Raw genomic sequence first — 18,913 nt, 5'->3', positions numbered from 1 at the left:
TTTTTCCATTCCAAGGGTATGTTCCCCGCGTGATCACGACGACTTCCAGCCGCCGCGTCCATCGCCTGTTCACGCTGCTTGCCCTGGCGATCCTCGCTGTGGCGATCATCGTCGCCTGCCTGTTGCGTGGGCCGTGGTACGACGAGTTCTACACCCAGTACGTCACCCGACCCGGCGTGCCATTATGGACGGCGATGCGCGACAGCTGGCTCGTCGACAACCACCCCCCGCTCTATTACGCCCTTTCGCGTGCGACCGACTGGCTCGGCCCAATTTCCACCCACCGCCTGCTCAACCTCGGGCTCGGCGCGTTGCTGCTGGCCTGCGCGACAGCGATAGTCCGCGACGTGCCGCGCCTGCTCCCGGCAGGCTGCGCGATTGCCATCGGGCTCGTCGGCAATTCCTATGCGGTGCATTCGGGCAGTGAACTGCGTTCCTACTTCCTCTCGCTGTGCCTCGGCATCCTGCTCCCGCTGTGCCTGACCGCGATCCGCCTGACCCGCACGACAGGATCGCCTGCCCGGCAGACCGCCTGGTGGATCACGGCGATGCTGGCGTTCAACACGCATATCGTCACCTCGCTGACCACCACCGCGCTGATCGCGCCATTCCTCCTCACCGCCATCATCCGCCGTGACTGGCGAGAGGCGCGCGCCATCGCCCTGCCCCCGCTGGTCGGCGGACTGGTGTTCGCCGCGATCACCAGCGTCCAGTTTCCGCTGTGGATGGACAATACCCGCGTGTTCTGGATCAAGCCGGGCTTCTCGACCGCGCGCTGGTCGATCGAACTGGGCATCCTGCGCACGATCGAGGCCAATCCTCTACTGCTACTGGCCACGCTGGCAGGATCGGTGCTGCTGCTGATCGATGTGGCCCTGCGCCGTCGCCCTTCGGGAGAGCTGGGCGCCCTTGCCCTGCTTGCGGCTGGCCTGACCCTGTCGGCGGTCGGCCTCACCGCACTCCACCTTCTCCACCCGATGCTGGTCGAGAAGTACCTGACCGCGATGTTCGGCGCGATCCTGTTCGGCGCCGGACTTGCGGCGGGACGTCTGCTGCGGATCGCATCGCCGCGTCAGGCGGCCATCGGGCTCGCTCTGGTCCTCGCCTACAGCTGCTACACGATGGTTCACAACGTCCGCACCGCCGCGCATATTCCGAGCTGGATGATGACCGGCGAGCCCATCGCCGCAATCGTCGAGGCTTGCCCAACCACTGTCGTTCACCCCGGCTATCGCTGGAACCGGGACGTCATGAACATGAAGCCTGCCGACAATGCGCAGGTCTACCCTTTCGCCTATCACTATGTGGCAGACCGCCTGCACTTCACGGTGGAGCCCGTCGGGTCGGCCGCGATCAGCCAGACCTGCCCCACCGTGTTCTGGACCGAGCACCAGACCAAGAAGCCGGTGAGCGCCCCCGATATCCTGCGCCATATCCGGGATATGGGCTTCCCGTTCAGGCACATCGTGATCCACCGCGTCGGCTCCGGCTGGTACGCGGTCGCCGATCCCGTCACCGCAAACTGACACGCCGTTCACCCCAAAAGAAAAGACCCGCCGCGATCCTCTCGCAGCGGGCCTTTTTCAGGAACCGGTAACGGCGGGAGCCAGCAAGGCTCCAGGCCGAAATCAGTCTTCCTTGGCAGCCTTCTTGGCCGGGGCCTTCTTGGCAGCCGGCTTCTTGGCAGGCGCCTCTTCACCGGCTTCGGCGTCATCAGCCTTCTTGGCAGCGGCCTTCTTGGCCGGAGCCTTCTTGGGCTTCTCTTCGCCAGCCTCGTCAGCCGAAGCCTCGTCCTTCTTGGCAGCGGCCTTCTTGGCCGGAGCCTTCTTGGCGGGCTTCTTCTCTTCGGTGGCGTCCGCGTCGGCATCGGCCTCGATGGCGGCCTGCAGCTCTTCGCGGGTCACTTCGCGCTCGGTCACTTCCGACTTCTCGATGAGGAAGTCGACGACCTTGTCCTCATAGAGCGGTGCGCGCAGCTGGGCAGCGGCCATCGGATCGTTGGCGACGTATTCCATGAAGCGCTGGCGGTCTTCCGGACGGTACTGCTGAGCGGCCTGGCTCATCAGCATCGACATTTCCTGCTGGCTCACTTCCACGCCGTTGGCCTGGCCGATTTCCGACAGGAGCAGGCCCAGACGCACGCGGCGCTCGGCGATCTTGCGGTAGTCGTCCTTCTCGGCCTCGATCTCGGCGAGCGCGGCTTCCGCGTCTTCCTCGTTCTGCGCTTCCTGGGTCAGCTGCTGCCAGATCTGCTGGAACTCGGCCTCGACCATGGTCGGCGGAACCGCGAAGTCATGACCTGCGGCCAGCTGATCGAGCAGCGAGCGCTTCATGGCGGTGCGGGTAAGACCGGCGGTCTCCTGCTCCAGCTGGCCCTTCAGAAGACCGGTGAGCTGCTCAAGGCTCTCAAGGCCCAGTTCCTTGGCGAAGTCGTCGTCGATCTTCGATTCGGAAGGCGCCTTCACTTCGTGCACGACGATGTCGAAGGTGGTTTCCTTGCCCGACAGGTTCTCTGCCGGATAGTCCTCGGGGAAGGTTACGGTGATGGTGCGCTCGTCACCGGCCTTGGCGCCGGTCAGCTGCTCTTCGAAGCCGGGGATGAAGCGGCCTGCGCCGATCACCAGCGGGGCCTTCTCAGCCTTGCCACCGTCGAACTCGACGCCGTCGAGCTTACCGGTGAAGTCGATGATCAGCTGGTCGCCGTCAGCGGCGGCGCCGTCCTTGGCTTCGAAACGCTGCTGCTGGCTGGCGATACGCTCCAGCGATTCGGTCACGGCCTCGTCCGAGACGGGCACGGTCAGCTTCTCGAGCTTGAAACCGTCGATCGAGGGCGCGGCGATCTCGGGCAGGATTTCGAGGCTGACGGTCAGCTCGGCATCCTTGCCTTCTTCGTAGCCTTCGCCCAACGCAACATCGGGGTTCATGGCAGGGCGCAGCGCCTTGTCGGCAACCAGCTTGTCCATGGCTTCACGGATCGCGGTGCTCAGCGCGTCGCGGTGGATCGCCTCGCCGTGCATCTTGCGCACGAGATTGGCGGGAACCTTGCCGGCGCGGAAGCCGGGCATACGCACCTGCGGGGCGATCTTCTTGATCTCACCTTCGACGCGCTCGGAAATCGTGGTAGCGGGGATGGTCACCGTATAGGCGCGCTTCAGCCCCTCGTTGGTGGTTTCGACGATCTGCATTTCGCTGCCTTCCTGTGCAATTCAAGCAGGCCTTGCGGCCGATTTTCTTGACTCATCCCGGTCGGGGCGAAGCACTGGTGCGGGCGAAGGGACTCGAACCCCCACATCTTGCGATGGCAGGACCTAAACCTGCTGCGTCTACCAGTTCCGCCACGCCCGCATGGATGAAGACTGAAACTTCAAGGGACGTGCCCTTATAAGGATGCGCGCAAAAGGGCAAGCGCCGCGACTCGTCGCAAGGCGGGAACATCCGCGCTTTTGGAGCCTTGCTGGAGTGAATGTGCGCCCCAAATCGCGGAGCACACACGAAAACACGAGAGGAACGCGATCATGGCAACCCAACCTGCCCCGAATCCCGGCCCCGCCCCGGCAGACAATCCCGGTGACATTCCGCCCGAAATGCCGCCGCTTCCAAACGATCCCGCGGCGCCCTCAGCCCCCGGCGAACTGCCGCCGCTGGGGCCGGATACTGATGTACCCGACGAAGGCCCCGCCGAACTTCCTTCGGAAATCTGACGAGGCCTTTCCCGGCTCAATCCAGCAGGTGGCGCGCCAAGGCCCTGAACCAGTCGCCATCCGCCTGCCGGACCGCCGCGCCTTGCGGAAGCGCGGCGCATTCCATGCAGTAGACCTGTGCATCGCGGGCCTGCATCATCCCGCCAAGATCCGCCAGAGCATGGGTGATCTGCGCCTGCTGGCGCGCAGCAACGAAGCCCGGATAGTCCAGCGCCACCGAGGGCGCGCCCGAGCGCACCTGCGCCCGGCTCTCCACCCCGCCCAGCAGCGCGCTCCAGCCGGTCGCCTTCGAGGCGAGGTACTGCGCGTGCCAGGGCTGGTTGCCGAGGCCCGCCACTTTCGCTGCATAGGCCAGCGCATCGTCGAGGTCGCCCATCTGGTCGACAAGGCCGATCCTCAGCGCGTCATTGCCCGGCCACACGCGGCCTTGCGCAATCGCATCGATCTGTTGCGGCGTCTTGCCTCGCGCCTTGGCGACGATGCCCACGAACTTGCCGTAGGTGCTCTCGATCGAGCCCTGCAGCAGCGCGTCCACGGCGGGCGAGAAACCGCCCACCACATCGGGCTGCCCCGAAAGCGGGGTGGTGCGCACGCCGTCGGTGGTCACGCCGAAGTCCTTGAGCGTATCCTCAAAGCTGGGGATCACCGCGAAGACGCCGATCGAACCGGTGACAGTGCCCGGCTCCGCGAACACGCGCTGGCCTGCGGTCGAGACCCAGTAGCCGCCGCTCGCCGCCATATTGCCCATCGAAACGACGATCGGGATCTTCTTCGCCTTGTAGCGCAGCAAAGCCTGCCGGATGTGCTCGGCGGCCATCGCCGAGCCGCCAGGCGAATCGACCCGCACCACCAGCGCCTTCATGCCATCGTCGATATGATCGTCGAGCAGATCGGCCAGGCGGTCGCCCCCGGCATTGCCCGGCCCGGCATCACCATCGACGATATCGCCCGCGACGGTGATAACGCCAATGGTTGCGCCATCGGTCTTGACGGGATTGGCGCGCAGCCAGTCGTCCAGATCGGTATGCGCATAGGGCAGATTGTCTTCATCGTTCTTGCGATCGACCGCGCCTGCCAGCTGAGCGACACGCGCGTTGAAGTCGCCTTCGTCGCCGATCCGGTCGACTAGGCCGACCATCTGCGCGCCCTTGGCGAAATCCCCGCCCGAAGCCTTCGCCCAAGCGATGGGATCGGAGACCATCTGGTCGATCTTCGCCTTCGGACGCGCGGTGCGCACGTCAGCCAGCCAGGCCTGCCACAGCGCACCGTACAGCTCGTTGTTCGCCTCACGCGCAGGGGCCGACATGTCAGCGCGGAAGTAAGGCTCAACATAGCTCTTGTAGGTGCCCGCGCGGTAGATGTGCGCTTTCACCTTGAAGCGGTCCATCAGCCCCTTGTAGTACATCTGGGTGCCGCCGGGCCCGGCCACGAAGGCGCCGCCCATGCCGTTCACCCAGACCTCGCTCGCGTGGGCCGCCAGAAGCATCGAATCGTCGGAATAGATGTTGGCATAGGTCAGCACCGGCTTGCCCGCCTTGCGCACGGCATCGATCGCCTGACCGATATCGTGCATGTGAACGAAACCGCCACCCAGGAAGCCCGACAGGTCGAGCACCACGACCTTGATGCGCTGGTCCTTCGCGGCGAGGCGCAGCGCGCGCTCGACATCGCGGGCCTGGAACTCGCCGGTGGGAGCACTACGCGAGAGCAGCAGGTTCACCGGGTCGATCTGGCTCTTTTCCTCGACCACGCGGCCATCGAGATCGAGCAGCAACGCCCCGTCGACCACCTTGCCGCCTGCCGGACGCATCGCCAGCACCGCATAGAGCGCGCCGAAGAACAACAGCAGGAACAGCAGCAGGAACAGCAGCGCCAGCGCGTCCTTGATCGCCACCAGCAGCTTCCAGACCTTCTTTGCAAATACCATCGCCGCCCTATCCGCCAACTACTTCACACAAACCGGAGCCTGCCCGGTCAATAGCCCAGCAGGCCGTAAAAAGCATGGAGGCGCAACCAGTTTCCACATCTGCAAACAGCTCCTGCGCTTTCTCACCCCTTTTCGGCTTGAGCACACCCCCCAAGGCTCCTAGAGCCTCGACTTTGATGACAGCCCCAGAATACACTTATCCGGAAGGCCGCCTGGCGTTTCCGCATCGCAGCCTCGTAGGCATCGGGGCGCTTGCCCCCCATGAAATCTGGTTCCTGCTCGACGAAGCCGAGCAGTGGGTCGAGCTGAACCGGGGGACTCAGAAGCGGCGCGATCTCCTGTCGGGCCTGACCATCATCAATGCCTTCTTCGAGAACTCCACGCGCACGCTCTTGAGCTTCGAGATCGCGGGCAAGCGTCTTGGCGCCGACGTCGTCAACATGGCGGTCGCCAATTCCAGCGTGAAGAAGGGCGAGACGCTGATCGACACCGCGATGACGCTGAACGCGATGCGCGCCGATGCCATCGTGATTCGCCACGCCAGTTCGGGCGCGGTCGGCCTGATCGCCGACAAGGTGGACTGCCCGGTGCTCAACGCCGGAGACGGCCAGCACGAACACCCCACGCAAGCGCTGCTCGATGCGCTGACCATCCGCCACGCCAAGCGCGCCTTCAACGGGCTGCGCGTGGTGATTTGCGGCGACATCCTGCACAGCCGCGTTGCCCGCTCGAATATCCTCTCGCTCGCCTCGCTGGGCGCGGAAGTGCGCGTCTGCGCGCCCCCTGCGCTGCTGCCCGAGGCGATCGAGCAGATGAACGTCAAGGTCTTCCACAATTTCGACGCCGCGCTGAAAGGCGCCGACGTGGTGATGATGCTGCGCCTTCAGCTGGAGCGCATGTCGGGCGAGTTCATCCCCTCACCGCGCGAATATCGCCACCTGTACGGCCTCTCGCTCGACCGCTTGGCGCTGGCCGAGAAAAGCGCGCTGGTCATGCATCCGGGGCCGATGAACCGCGGCATCGAGATCGACAGCAATGTCGCCGACCATGTCGAGCGCTCGCTGATCACCACCCAGGTCGAGATGGGCGTCGCCATGCGCATGGCCTGTCTGGAAGTCCTGACCCGAAAAGCACGCGGCGTGGAGGGCTGGGCCTGATGAGCATGCATCCCCCCCTCACCGTGACCGGCGGCGAAGTGCTGCTAGCGGACGGCTCCACCGTTCAGGGCGCCGTGCGCTGCGAGAACGGCTTCATCACCGCCATCGGTCCCGACGTGACGCCGCAGGACGGCGACACCGTCCACGATGCGCGCGGGCGCCTGGTGGCACCGGGGCTCGTCGACATCGGCGTCTTCGCGATCGACAAGCCCGCCTTCCACTTCGGCGGCATCACTCGCGCCGCGCTGATGCCCGACCAGTCGACCATCCTAGATCTGCCGAGCCGGGTGCGCTACTCGGCGCTGTCGGGCAAGCCGGACCTGTGGGTCCATCCGCTGGCCGCTGCCACGCGCGAGCTAAAGGGCGAGTCGCTCGCCGAGATCGCGCTGATGCGCGAGGCTGGCGCCCGCGCCGTCGCTACGGGCCGCCACTGGATCGGCGATTCGGGCACGATGCTACGGCTGCTGCGCTACTGCGCGATGCTGGACATGACGGTGATCGCCCATGCCGAGGATGCCGGGATCGTCGGCAAGGCGGTGGCGACATCGGGGGAGATGGCGACGCGCCTCGGTCTGCCCTCGGCGCCCGCTGAAGCCGAAGCACTGGCCATCGCGCGTGACATTGCCCTTGCCGAACTGGCAGACGCGGCAATCCACTTCCGCACCGTAACGACAGCGGCGGGCCTCAATCTGGTGCGCCGCGCCAAGTCACGTGGGCTGAAAGTCACGGCAGGCACGACGCCCGCCTACTTCATGCTGTCCGACCTCGCGCTGGCAAACTTCCGCACTTTCGCTCACCTCTCCCCGGCCCTGCGCTCTGAAGACGATCGCCGCGCGGTGATCGAGGCGGTGGCGGACGGAACCATCGACACCATCGGATCAGGCCACGATCCGCGCGGGCCGGAAGACAAGCGCCTGCCCTTCGCCGATTCGGCGCCGGGCATGGCAGGCGCGGAAACGCTGCTGCCGCTGACGCTCAACCTCGTGCGCGAAGGCACCATCTCGCTCGCCCGTGCGTTCGAGCTGCTCGCGGCGAATCCGGCCAGGCTGCTCGGCGTTCCCGCCGGGCGGATCGAAGTGGGCGCCGAGGCAGATCTCGCCGTGATCGACATCGACCGCCCATGGATCGTCGATTCGGACAAGATGGCAGCGGCAGCGGGCAACACCCCGTTCGACCGCCAGCCCGTGCAGGGCCGCGTGCTCGCGCTGTTCAAGGGCGGCGCGGTCCTCCGCATCAAGAAATCGGGAAGCTGAGCCAAAAAAAGGGCCTTCGTCCGAAGACGAAGGCCCGTGGAGGTTCACATGGAACTGGTCCCGAAGGATCAGTGGTTGCCGTCAGCGATCCGAATGAGGATCATTGACGGCGAAACGGGTTTCCGCGCCTGACTTGGGCGCCGCGGCGGAACGGCGGACGGCGCCGGGCAGTGGCTTGCTCTCGGCATAGGCGAAGCAGCCCGCGCCCCGGCCTTTGACGACGGAACACATCGTGCGCGCCGATCCGGCATCGAAGCCCTCGGCCGAGACGCGGTAGAAACGCTGGCCATTCACATCGGCCTGCGTGATGCGCATCTGGTGGCCCTTGAGGCGCGGATTGCGCGCCACGAAGGTCGCCCACGAACGCTTGGCCGCATCAAGGGTGCGGAACGAACCAAGCTGGATCAGGTGATTGCCGCGCGGCGCAGTCGTCGCCTGTTCAGCGAAAGCGGTACGGAAGGATTCGACGGCAACCGGTCGCGTAGCTGGACGGACAGGCGCACGGCGAACGGTTTCGGGCACCGGCGCGACATAGGCAGCCATGCGCATCGGTGCCTGGGCAGCCTGCGGTGCGGGCATTGGTGTAACCGCTGCCTGCATCGGCCTTGCTTCGACAGGTGCGGGCGGAACGGGATCGGCCTCGGCGAGAGGCATCGCAGCATCGCCCACGGCGGGCAATTCACCCGCTGGTGTCGGGGCCGGGGCCTGATCGGCCTTAGCCATGCGCGGCGCATCCGCTTTCGGGCCGTTGAGCGCCAGTGCCTCGGGCTGACCGGGATCGCTCACCATCGGTGCGCCCAGAAGCCCCGCCACGCGCAGACGATAGTTCTCGGGCGCGCTCTCGCGCGACCATTCGCCAAGGCGCGCATCGACCTGATCCTGCGTCAGATCCTGCGAAGCGATGACATGCGCTGCGCCCCAGTTGCCGGACAATGCATAGGCATAAGCAAGGTTCTGGCGCATCCGCGCGCTTGCCTGACCACCGCGCACGGCATCGGTCAGGATGTCGACCGCCTGATCAGGGCGTCCGGCCAGCGCAAGCGCAAGGCCGTAGTCGCTGACAGGGATGACTTGCGAGGATTCGGACAAGACCCGCAGCGCATCGCTCTGACGCCCGGCCCCGATGTAGGCGAGCACGGAACCCAGGGCGATCGAAGCGCCCTTGTCACCCAGCGAGCGGGCGTCGTCGAAAGTCTGGGCCGCTGATTCGAAACGACCGGCATCGAGATAGGCCTGCGCCAGCGCGGCGCGGGCACCGGCATCGCGCGGCGTCTTGGCGACACGGCTCTCGGCGGTCTCAAGGCCCTTAGAGCCCTTCTCTGTCGCGCTCTGTCCAACCGGCGCACCAGCACTGGCGACGTGGGTCTGGCCGGTGCAGCCTGCCACCAGAACGGCAGCCATCGCACTGGCCAACGCGAAACCGCCACGACGGGCGTGAAGATCAGAACGGTCCATCAGGCACCTGCCTCGTTCAGCCGTTGGAAGGAGTAAAATTCAACCATGTCAGTTACCTGCAATCCGTCGACCGAAGCCGCCAGCCGCCCGTGCAACGGCAACCGGCGCAGGCTGAATGCTGGGCGCTGCAAAGATCGTGCGGCGAAAATTCTTCTCCAGCCGGTCCGCAACGTAGCTCCAGAGCGCTACGATTTCCTGCGAGGAACGCCCTTGCGGGTCGACTTCCATCACGGTGCGCCCGTCAATCATGGAGGCCGCAAAATCGGTACGTTGGTGCAACGTGATTGGCGCCACAGTGCCATGCTGCGACAGCGCGACAGCGGCCTCAGCGGTAATCCGCGCCTTGGGCGTCGCACCATTCACTACGAAAATCAAAGGCTTGCCCGAACGCTCGCAGAGATCGACCGTGGCACCAACGGCGCGCAGATCGTGCGGGCTGGGTCGCGTCGGTACGACGACAAGCTCGGAAACAGAGATGACACTCTGAATAGCCATGGTAATCGCAGGCGGCGTATCGATCACCGCCAGCTTGAACCCCTGCTGGCGCAAGGCCTGAAGGTCTGCCGCCAGGCGGTTCACCGTAGTCTGCGCGAAAGCGGGCATTTCCTCTTCGCGCTCGTTCCACCAGTCGGCCAGCGAACCTTGCGGATCGATGTCGATCAGCACCACCGGCCCTGCTCCTGCGCGCTCGGCCTGCACGGCGAGATGGCCGGACAGGGTGGTCTTGCCCGATCCGCCTTTCTGCGATGCCAATGCCAATACGCGCAATGCCTGAACCCCCGAATGCGTCCGCGAAAATGGACGAAGAGCCTGTGCCCTGCTTCGGGAAATCGCAGATCGTTCCTAATTTCCGGTTAATCCTCGGGAATATCGCTTCCGCACCGGAACCTGATGCATAACCACCACTTCTTAACCCCCACACGGCATGTAAGAGCCACGCAAGCGCGGTAAACGTGCCCTTTCGCCGACCTTTCAGGTCAGGCAACGACTGGGCGATGCCATTCCCGCGTGGTAGTTAACGGCGCCCGATGGCGGGCAGGCGACAGGCAGGACTTAACGACGTGCGACACTTTCCCACCCGGCCCCTGCTCGCAACGTTGAGCATCGGTGTCTTCGCAGCGACCGCCCCCGCCCTCGCCGATGTGAAAGCGGGCGTCGATGCCTGGTCCGCCGGCAACTACGACGCTGCGATTCGCGACTGGAAACCGCTGGCCGATGCCGGCGACCCCGACGCCGAGTTCAATCTTGCCCAGGCCTACAAGATGGGGCGCGGCGTGCCGCTGGACCTCGACAAGGCGGAGGAACTCTATGGCAAGGCCGCCGCGCAAGGTCATGTGCAGGCCGCCGACACCTATGGCCTGCTGCTGTTCCAGCGCGGGGATCGCCAGAAGGCGCTGCCTTATGTGGAAGCCTCTGCCAAGCGAGGCGATCCACGCGCATGGTATATTATGGGCATCGCCCACTTCAACGGCGACCTGCTGCCCAAGGACTGGGTCCGCGCCTATGCCTACATCAGCCTGGCGCAGCAGGCCGGCCTGCCGCAGGCCGGTCGCGCGCTGACGCAGATGGACAGCTACATCCCGCTGGCCCAGCGCCAGCAAAGCGTGCCTGTCGCCAGCCAGATCGCATCCGCTACCGAATCGACCCGCGCCCAGCAACTGACCTCTGCTTCGCTCGGCACCGATTCGCCGCGCGCACCGGCAACCAAGCCGCACCCGGTTCCGGCAATGCAGACCAGCCCGCAGATTGCTGCTGCCGATCCCGGCGAAATGGACAGCCCTGCCACAGCCGGTGCAGACTACGCCCGCCCTCGCGTCGCGACGAATCAGGCAAAGCTGCAGCCAACGCCGCGCCCTGTCGTAAACCAGGCCGCTAAGCCGGAGACGAAACCCGTCACCAAACCGGAAGCCAAGCCAGAACCCAAACCCAGTCAAAAGCCTGTACGGCCTGCATCCGGCCCCTGGCGCATCCAGTTCGGCGCGTTCGGCGTCGCCTCCAACGTGGATGCGCTGTGGAACAAGCTTGCCCAGCGCCCGGAACTCGCAGGTCACCCCAAGATCGTCAGTTCTGCGGGGCGCCTGACAAAGCTACAGGCCGGCGGCTTTGCCAGCGAAGCGGACGCCAGCACGGCCTGCTCACACCTGAAATCGGCAGGGTTCTCCACCTGCGTGCCGACCCGCGATTGAATACCGTCGTCACGAGTCATTCACGGTCGGGAGAGCGGCTGGTCACACTCGACCTGATTCGCGGCGTTGCTGTGCTCGGCATTCTGGCGATCAACATTGCCGGTTTTGCCGGGCCCACCGTCGGTACGACCACACCTGACTGGCCGCATCCTGCCGGAACGTTGAACGAGGCCGCATTCGCGCTTGGCCTCATCTTCTTTGAAGGCAAAATGCGCGCGCTGTTCTCGATGCTGTTCGGTGCAGGCCTCGCGCTGTTCGCCGAACGCATGGCCGCTGCGGGACGCGATGCCGAGCAGTTGCAGATCCGTCGCCTGTTCTGGCTGATCGGCTTCGGCTTTGCGCACTATGTCCTGTTGTGGTGGGGCGACATCCTGTTCGTCTACGGAGTCTGCGGCCTCTGCGTGCTGGTCATTTCGCAGCAGCCGGACCGACGGCTTCTGCCCATAGCCCTGACGATCTTCATTTTGTGGCACCTGTGGGGGCTCGCTGCCGAACTGCCAGACGCCTTGGCCGAACATGCAATCGCGAGCGGAAGTGCCTCGGCCTCCCAAATCACCCTTGTCGAAGGCTGGCAGGCACGCGCGCTGACGTGGATGGCGCAGGAGAATGCCGAGGCCCATCTGCCGTGGCTCACGCAAATCGGCATCAAGCTGTCGGAGCGCCCCCTGTGGCAGATCGACATGCTGAGCAGCATCGCCGGGGAGACTATTCCGCTGATGCTGATCGGCATGGCAGCCTATCGCAGCGGCATTCTGCAATCGGTCCGCCGCCGCGCGCTGCTCTGGAGCGGTCTTGCCCTGACCCTTGCGGGCCTTGCCCCAACGCTCAGCTTCGCAATCTGGGCATGGCAGCACGGCTTCCCGCCGCTAGCGATGCGCGCGGCGCTGGATGCGGGCCTTGCCCTGCCCAATCTTCTGGCGGCCATCGGCTATGGCCTGCTGCTGATCTTCGCGTCCCCGGCCTTGGCTAAAACACGCATCGGCCAGCGCATGATTGCTGCCGGACGGACTGCATTCAGCAATTACCTCGGCACCAGCATCATCATGACGGTGCTTTTCCAGGGCTGGGGCGGCGATCTGTTCGGACGAATCGATGCCGCCCGACAATGGCTTTTCGTGTTGGCGGCCTGGGCCATAATGCTGATCTGGAGCCCGCTATGGCTGATTCGCTGGCGCCGAGGCCCCTTCGAATGGGCATGGCGATCGCTCACGGAGAAAAAATTTCTCTCCAACCGTCTGAAATGACGATCCTTGATGCGACGAACCGAGCCCTGTTAATGCAAATCCATCGCAACACCACTTGCGATTGATTATCACCTGCGTATATTCCGAGGACAGCCAAGGGACTCGAAGCATGTACGTGTGCATCTGTAATGCCATCCGCGACAACGATCTGCGCTGCGCCGCCCGCCAATGCGGCAAACAGAACGCGCACGCCGTATATGCCTCGCTTGGCCGGACCCCGCAGTGCTGCCAGTGCCTGGACGAGGCCGAGGACATCATCGCGGAAGAGTTTCAGTCGATCGCACAGGCAGCCTGATACGTATTCGCAGTGTCGCTGCGATTGTCACGCAGCAGCGCGAACGAAGCATCCCGCAAATGTCTTGCAGAAACAACGGACCCAACTGCAACTTTTTCGCAGTTTTAGGCCGATTCGCAAAGACGTTTTGATACGCCCCCTGCCTTGCCAAGCCTTCTACCCGGGCATATTCGGGTCGCCAACATTTCAAGGAGGCGGCTCGTCATGAAGGGCGATCAGAAGGTCATCGAATTTCTCAACAAGGCGCTCTACAACGAGCTGACCGCGATCAACCAGTACTGGCTGCACTACCGCATGCTCGACAACTGGGGCATCAAGAAGCTCGCCGAGTACGAGCGCCATGAATCCATCGACGAGATGAAGCACGCCGATACACTGGCGGACCGTATCTTCTTCCTTGATGGCCTCCCTAACTTCCAGCACCTGGGCAAGCTCAAGGTCGGCGAGACGGTCGAGGAAATTCTCAAGTGCGACCTCGCGCTGGAGCACGAGGCCATCCCGCTGCTGCGCGAAGCCATCGCCTACTGCGAAACCGTTCGCGACTACGTCAGCCGCGAGGTCTTCGAGCGTATCCTCGAAAACGAGGAAGAGCATGTCGACTGGATCGAGAAGCAGTTCGACATGATCGAGCGCATGGGGATCGCCAACTACTGCCAGCTCCAGAGCAAGGCAGCGGGCGAAGACTGACGATGATGACAAGCGAGCGGTCCGTGAATTTCGTCGAACATCTCGGCCTTTCCGTCCCGCTCGTTCAGGCCCCCATGGCGGGGGTGTCGACACCCGCCATGGCTGCCGCCGTATGCGAGGCCGGCGCGCTCGGCTCGCTTGGCCTCGGCGCCATGACTGCGGATCAGGCCGCTGCGACCATCGCCGACCTGAAGGCGCGGACCACACGCCCGTTCAACCTCAACCTCTTCGTGCATGCGACGCCAGTGCCTGATCCTTCGGGAGAGGCCGCATGGCTGGATACACTTGCTCCCCTGTTCGCGGATTTCGACGCCAAACCACCCAAGGCATTGGAGACGATCTACGCCTCGTTTGCCCGGGATGAGGCGATGCTGCGCGTGCTCGTCGATGCCGCCCCTGCTGTCGTCAGTTTCCATTTCGGACTGCCGGACGGACCGCGTTTGGCAGCGCTGCGTGAAGTAGGATGCCTGCTCGTCGCCAGCGTCACCAGCCTCGCCGAAGCCGACGCTGCGGCAAAAGCGGGAGTTGATGTGCTCGTCGCGCAAGGCTGGGAGGCTGGCGGCCATCGCGGCCTGTTCGATCCCGAAGCTCCCGATGCACAACTCGGCACTTTTGCGCTCACACGGCTACTGGTGCAGTCACAGCCCCTCCCGGTCATTGCGGCGGGCGGGATCATGGATGGCGCAGGTATTCGCGCCGCGCTGGATCTTGGCGCCGTAGCCGCACAGCTTGGCACGGCGTTCGTTGCCTGCCCCGAATCGGCAGCTTCCGACGCCTATCGCACCGCACTTACCGGCCCCGGCGGCCACGCCACACGAATGACCCGCGTCATTTCAGGGCGACCGGCACGCTGCCTCGGCAATGCCTTCACCGCGTGGGATGCAACGCACCCCGAATTGACAGCCCCGGCCTATCCGCGCGCTTATGGCGTCGGCAAGGCGCTTGCCGACGCCGCCCGCGCCAAGGGCGAATACGGGTTCGATGCCCAGTGGGCCGGACAGGCCGCACCGCTCGCCCGCGCCCTTCCAGCGGCCGATCTCGTGGCCCTGCTGGCACGGGAACTTGCTGCAGGTTCGCGCCCCTGACGGGGACAGCCAACGCGCCGCGCTTGCTCCGGCATTGGAAAAAATCCAACGTGCCTACGGAACAGTGCGCCCACTAAATCATTGCGCCTGTGCATTTACAAAGGACACGGGGGCCTGATGATCAAAAAGTCGGACAGCGGATTTCGCCTTGAAGATGGAGGCTTCATTGCCCTCGTCATTCTGGTGACGCTGGGCTTCCTCTACTTGCTGGTGCCGTACTTCGGCGCAGTACTCTGGGGCCTTGTCGCCGCGATCCTGTTCGAGCCGCTCACCTTGCGCCTTGCCAAGGCGATGGGCGATCGGCGCACGGCGGCGGCGCTGATCGTGCTGTTCGGCCTGATCGCCGTGGTGATCGTGCCTGCGATCCTTCTGGGCATCGGCCTCGTGAACGAGGCGACGACGATCTATCAGAAGATACAGGGCGGCCAGATCGACCCGGTGAAGATCATCAATTCCTTCCGCGCGGAACTGCCCCGCAGCGTCAATCGCTACATCAACGAGCATAACCTGCTCGACATCAACAATATCCGCCAGATGTTCGGATCGAACATTTCCGGTGCGCTCCAGAATGTCGCCGGTCGCCTGCTGATCGTCGGCCAGGGCGCGTTCAACTTCATCGCGGCTCTCGGCGTGATGCTCTACCTCACCTACTTCCTGCTGCGGAACGGCGATCGCTATGCCGACATCGTGCGCCGGTCAGCCCCCCTGCGTCCGGCCCTGCGCGACAAGCTTATCGAGCACTTCGTGGTCGTGGTGCGCGCCACCATGAAGGGCACGGTCGTCGTCGGCATTGCGCAAGGCGTTCTGGGCGGCATCCTGTTCAGCGTGCTCGGCATCGAAGGCGCGATGCTGTGGGGCGTTCTGATGGGGTTCTGCTCGCTTCTGCCCGCCGTAGGCTCCGGTCTGGTATGGGTGCCGATGGCGGGCTACCTGTTCGTTACCGGGCAAACCCTGCATGCGGTGATCGTGCTGGTGGCAGGTTTCTTCGTCATCGGCGTGGTCGATAACGTGCTGCGCCCCGTGCTGGTCGGCAGGGATACCCGCATGCCTGACTTCGTGGTGCTGATTGCCACGCTATCGGGGCTAGAACTGTTTGGATTGAATGGCCTGATCGTCGGCCCAGTGATCGCCGCGCTGTTCATGGCGACCTGGAATCTGGTCTCGGAAAGCAAGGACGAGGACGGCATGGTCGAACCGGGCGGCCCTGACGCCATCGTGCAGGGAACCAGCGAGGAAGCGACGACCGAAGCCGCCGCCCACCCTTCCTGAAATCAGATCACTTACCCGCGAACGGGTTCTTCGGGCTGCGCAGGTGCAGACGGATCGGCACCGCATCGAAGCCCAGTTCGCGGCGTATCCCATTGATGAGATAGCGCTTGTAGCTTTCGGGCAGCATATCGAGACGCGTGCCGAACAGCACGAAGCCCGGCGGGCGGGTCTTGGCCTGCGTGATGAAGCGCAGCTTGATTCGCCGACCGCCCGGCGCTGGCGGCGGATTGGCTGCCAATGCGTCGTCGAACCAGCGGTTTAGCGCAGCCGTCGGCACACGGCGACTCCATGCCTCGCGCAACGAGAAGGCTGCGGCCATCATCTCGTCCAGCCCCTTGGCAGTACGCGCCGAGACCGCGAGCAAAGGCACACCCCGCACCTGCGCCAGACCTTCGTCGAGCGCCTTGCGGATGCCCTGGAACAGGGCACTGGCGTCTTCCGCCACGTCCCACTTGTTGATCGCGATCATCAGCGCGCGACCTTCCTCAAGCACCTTCGAGGCGATCTTGAGATCCTGATGCTCCAGCCCGCGCGTGGCATCGAGCAGCAGCACCACGACTTCGGCGAAATCGATGGCATGGCGCGCGTCGGCTACAGCCATGCGCTCCAGCTTCTCGACCACGTTGGCGCGCTTGCGCATGCCTGCGGTGTCGATCAGGCGAACCTCGCGATCCTCACCCGAGGCTGGGTCTTTCCAGAGCCAGTCGATCGCGATCGAATCGCGGGTGATGCCCGCCTCGGGGCCAGTCAGCAGGCGATCTTCGCCAAGGAAACGGTTGATAAGCGTCGATTTACCGGCATTCGGTCGACCGACGATGGCGAGCTTGAGCGGGGCGCGCAGCAACGCCTCCTCATCCAGTTCCTCTTCTTCCACCTCTTCGGGCTGAAGCGGTTCGAGATGGGGTAGAAGCGCCTCGAAAAGATCTCCCATGCCCTCGCCATGCTCTGCAGAGATCGCAACCGGGTCGCCAAGGCCGAGCGAGTACGACTCCAGCAGGCCACCTTCGGCCGCGCGACCTTCCGCCTTGTTGCCGAGCAGGATCACCGGCACCGGCGAGGCGCGTAGCCAGTTGGCGATTTCCTCGTCGAGCGGGGTCAGCCCCGCTCGCGCATCGATCACGAAGACGGCAACGTCTGCCGTGGCTAGCGCAGCTTCGGTCTGCTTGCGCATACGACCGGGGAGCGTCTCGTCGTCCTCGTCCTCCCAGCCCGCTGTATCGACGATCTGGAACTTGAGGCCGAGCAGCTCGGCATCGCCGAAACGGCGATCGCGCGTAACGCCGGGCTGATCGTCGACAAGCGCCAGCTTCTTGCCGACGAGCCGGTTGAACAGGGTTGACTTGCCCACATTGGGGCGACCGATGATGATGACCTGAGGAAGCATTTCGCGAAGTCCGTTAGGCGAAAACTGCGCGTTTGGGAACGGGGGGCACGCAACCTAAGGCGAACTCGCCAATTCTTGCTGCGTCATTAACCACACTTTGCAGGCCTGCGGCAACTCGCCGCAGGCAGGAATACAGGCATGAAAGCCCTTTTCGCGACCGCCACTCTCGCCCTTTCCGCCCTGACCATGATCGCTCCCGCCCACGCCAGCGGACGGATCGATACGGTCGTCGCGCCTTCGGACGCCGATGGCGGCAGCGATGCAAAGAGCCCCGGCTATCTGGAATGCGTGCCATTCGCGCGCGAGGCTACCGGCATCAAGCTCTACGGCGATGCCAGGACCTGGTGGGGACAGGCGCAGGGCCACTATGCCACCGGCAGCACGCCGCAGGTAGGCGCAGTCATGGCCTTTCAGCCCTATCGCAATTCGGTGCTGGGCCACGTTGCAGCGGTAACGAAAATCGTCGATTCGCGCACAATTCTGGTGAGCCACGCGAACTGGTCGCCGATTGATGGCGAGCGCGGGCAGATCGAACGCAATGTGACGGTGCTGGACGTATCGCCAGCAAACGACTGGAGCGAAGTACGCGTATGGTATGCGCCGATACAGAACCTCGGCGCTGCGCACTGGCCGGTCGAAGGTTTCATCTACCCGGGCAAACCGGGCAAGCATGTAATGCAGGCGAAAACGCGCCTGGCAATGGCCGACGCCGCTCCTGCAAAGAGCCGTAATGGCGATGCCATCGGTGAGATTCTCTCCGGCGACTATTGATCGTCAGCCGCCGGAGCAGAACCGAAAGACTTACTTCGCGACCGGCGCGTCCTCGCCCAGATCCTCGTACCACGCCTCGACCGGGCCAACGAGCTTGAGCGTCAGCGGCTGCCCACGGCGGTCGACAGCCTTGCCGGCCTGAACACGCACCCAACCTTCGGAAATGCAGTATTCCTCGACATTGGTGCGCACAGTGCCCTTGAAGCGGATGCCGATGCCGCGCATCAGCTTGGCTTCATCGAAATGGGGGCTGCGCGGGTTGATCGCGATGCGATCGGGGGGCACATCCGGACCCGCGTTTGCGGTCGGTTCGGGCGAGTTGGTCTCTTCGGTCATGGCAGGGCGATTTAATTCCCGATCCCGGCTTGTCAATTCGATCCGACTCATCTAGAGGCGCGCTTCCGCTACGGAACAGCGGGCGCGTAGCTCAGCGGTAGAGCACACCCTTCACACGGGTGGGGTCACAGGTTCAATCCCTGTCGCGCCCACCATCCTTCGG

The 18,913-nt window shown here is 64.4% G+C and carries 17 protein-coding genes and 2 tRNA genes; 12 read left to right on the top strand and 7 right to left on the bottom strand.

Annotated elements, in window-relative coordinates; genetic code table 11:
* Positions 1-29 precede the first annotated feature (29 nt).
* Entirely contained in the window at positions 30-1,526 is a 1,497-nt protein-coding gene (locus tag AC3EC3_RS01645) for a hypothetical protein (RefSeq protein WP_488487966.1), read from the top strand.
* Between the two features lie 102 nt (positions 1,527-1,628).
* Here AC3EC3_RS01645 and tig read toward each other — a convergent pair whose 3' ends face one another.
* Positions 1,629-3,185 carry a trigger factor gene (gene tig / locus AC3EC3_RS01640; protein WP_488487965.1) on the bottom strand — a complete coding sequence of 519 codons (1,557 nt, stop codon included), beginning with the start codon at positions 3,183-3,185 and terminating at the stop codon, positions 1,629-1,631.
* A gap of 75 nt (positions 3,186-3,260) precedes the next feature.
* Positions 3,261-3,345, bottom strand: a tRNA-Leu gene (locus AC3EC3_RS01635).
* A gap of 170 nt (positions 3,346-3,515) precedes the next feature.
* Here AC3EC3_RS01635 and AC3EC3_RS01630 point away from each other — a divergent pair.
* The gene (locus AC3EC3_RS01630) at positions 3,516-3,701 is read left to right on the top strand and encodes a hypothetical protein (RefSeq protein ID WP_488487964.1); all 186 of its coding nucleotides are present in this window, start codon (positions 3,516-3,518) and stop codon (positions 3,699-3,701) included.
* A 16-nt stretch (positions 3,702-3,717) separates the two neighbouring features.
* Here the strand turns inward: AC3EC3_RS01630 and sppA are convergent, their stop codons facing one another.
* The gene (gene sppA, locus AC3EC3_RS01625; RefSeq protein ID WP_488487963.1) at positions 3,718-5,628 is read right to left on the bottom strand and encodes a signal peptide peptidase SppA; all 1,911 of its coding nucleotides are present in this window, start codon (positions 5,626-5,628) and stop codon (positions 3,718-3,720) included.
* Positions 5,629-5,804: 176 nt separating this feature from the next.
* Here sppA and AC3EC3_RS01620 point away from each other — a divergent pair, with 176 nt between their 5' ends.
* Together AC3EC3_RS01620 and AC3EC3_RS01615 are read left to right on the top strand one after the other, a co-directional pair.
* On the top strand, positions 5,805-6,785 hold the full coding sequence (locus AC3EC3_RS01620) for an aspartate carbamoyltransferase catalytic subunit (RefSeq protein WP_488487962.1): 981 nt from the start codon (positions 5,805-5,807) through the stop codon (positions 6,783-6,785).
* Positions 6,785-8,038, top strand: coding sequence for a dihydroorotase (locus AC3EC3_RS01615; protein ID WP_488487961.1), 1,254 nt, complete (start codon positions 6,785-6,787; stop codon positions 8,036-8,038). Before AC3EC3_RS01620 ends, AC3EC3_RS01615 begins: the two co-directional genes overlap by 1 nt.
* 81 nt (positions 8,039-8,119) lie before the next feature.
* On the opposite strand, the gene AC3EC3_RS01610 is transcribed toward AC3EC3_RS01615, so the two are convergent.
* Both AC3EC3_RS01610 and AC3EC3_RS01605 read right to left on the bottom strand, forming a co-directional pair.
* Positions 8,120-9,493 carry an SPOR domain-containing protein gene (locus tag AC3EC3_RS01610; protein WP_488487960.1) on the bottom strand — a complete coding sequence of 458 codons (1,374 nt, stop codon included), beginning with the start codon at positions 9,491-9,493 and terminating at the stop codon, positions 8,120-8,122.
* A gap of 48 nt (positions 9,494-9,541) precedes the next feature.
* Positions 9,542-10,261: an AAA family ATPase gene (locus AC3EC3_RS01605; RefSeq protein ID WP_488487959.1), complete on the bottom strand. Its 720-nt coding sequence runs from the start codon at positions 10,259-10,261 to the stop codon at positions 9,542-9,544.
* Positions 10,262-10,554: 293 nt separating this feature from the next.
* On the opposite strand from AC3EC3_RS01605, the gene AC3EC3_RS01600 reads away from it, so the two are divergent.
* The 6 genes from AC3EC3_RS01600 to AC3EC3_RS01575 all read left to right on the top strand — a co-directional run bounded on the left by AC3EC3_RS01600 (position 10,555) and on the right by AC3EC3_RS01575 (position 16,259).
* Complete coding sequence (locus AC3EC3_RS01600; RefSeq protein WP_488487958.1) at positions 10,555-11,679, top strand: SPOR domain-containing protein; 1,125 nt, start codon at positions 10,555-10,557, stop codon at positions 11,677-11,679.
* A complete protein-coding gene (locus AC3EC3_RS01595; protein WP_488487957.1) occupies positions 11,676-12,923 on the top strand; it encodes a DUF418 domain-containing protein in 1,248 nt (415 codons plus the stop codon). Before AC3EC3_RS01600 ends, AC3EC3_RS01595 begins: the two co-directional genes overlap by 4 nt.
* Before the next feature lie 109 nt (positions 12,924-13,032).
* Entirely contained in the window at positions 13,033-13,218 is a 186-nt protein-coding gene (locus AC3EC3_RS01590) for a (2Fe-2S)-binding protein (RefSeq protein WP_488487956.1), read from the top strand.
* 204 nt (positions 13,219-13,422) lie between these two features.
* Complete coding sequence (gene bfr / locus AC3EC3_RS01585; RefSeq protein ID WP_260927450.1) at positions 13,423-13,905, top strand: bacterioferritin; 483 nt, start codon at positions 13,423-13,425, stop codon at positions 13,903-13,905.
* Positions 13,906-13,928: 23 nt separating this feature from the next.
* Complete coding sequence (locus AC3EC3_RS01580; RefSeq protein ID WP_488487955.1) at positions 13,929-14,990, top strand: NAD(P)H-dependent flavin oxidoreductase; 1,062 nt, start codon at positions 13,929-13,931, stop codon at positions 14,988-14,990.
* Between the two features lie 117 nt (positions 14,991-15,107).
* Complete coding sequence (locus tag AC3EC3_RS01575) at positions 15,108-16,259, top strand: AI-2E family transporter (protein WP_488487954.1); 1,152 nt, start codon at positions 15,108-15,110, stop codon at positions 16,257-16,259.
* A 7-nt stretch (positions 16,260-16,266) separates the two neighbouring features.
* Here AC3EC3_RS01575 and der read toward each other — a convergent pair whose 3' ends face one another.
* Positions 16,267-17,643 (bottom strand): ribosome biogenesis GTPase Der, encoded by a 1,377-nt coding sequence (gene der, locus AC3EC3_RS01570; RefSeq protein WP_488487953.1) that lies wholly within the window; start codon positions 17,641-17,643, stop codon positions 16,267-16,269.
* Positions 17,644-17,781: 138 nt separating this feature from the next.
* Between der and AC3EC3_RS01565 the strand changes: the two genes are divergently transcribed.
* The gene (locus tag AC3EC3_RS01565) at positions 17,782-18,414 is read left to right on the top strand and encodes a CHAP domain-containing protein (RefSeq protein WP_488487952.1); all 633 of its coding nucleotides are present in this window, start codon (positions 17,782-17,784) and stop codon (positions 18,412-18,414) included.
* Between the two features lie 30 nt (positions 18,415-18,444).
* Here the strand turns inward: AC3EC3_RS01565 and AC3EC3_RS01560 are convergent, their stop codons facing one another.
* Positions 18,445-18,750 (bottom strand): DUF3297 family protein, encoded by a 306-nt coding sequence (locus tag AC3EC3_RS01560; RefSeq protein ID WP_488487951.1) that lies wholly within the window; start codon positions 18,748-18,750, stop codon positions 18,445-18,447.
* 80 nt (positions 18,751-18,830) lie between these two features.
* On the opposite strand from AC3EC3_RS01560, the gene AC3EC3_RS01555 reads away from it, so the two are divergent.
* Positions 18,831-18,905: transfer RNA gene (locus tag AC3EC3_RS01555), tRNA-Val, on the top strand.
* Positions 18,906-18,913: the final 8 nt, after the last annotated feature.

Source organism: Novosphingobium sp. BAM6, assembly GCF_057784955.1.
Note: the sequence above shows the minus strand (reverse complement) of the source record. Positions and strands in the feature narration are given on the sequence as shown.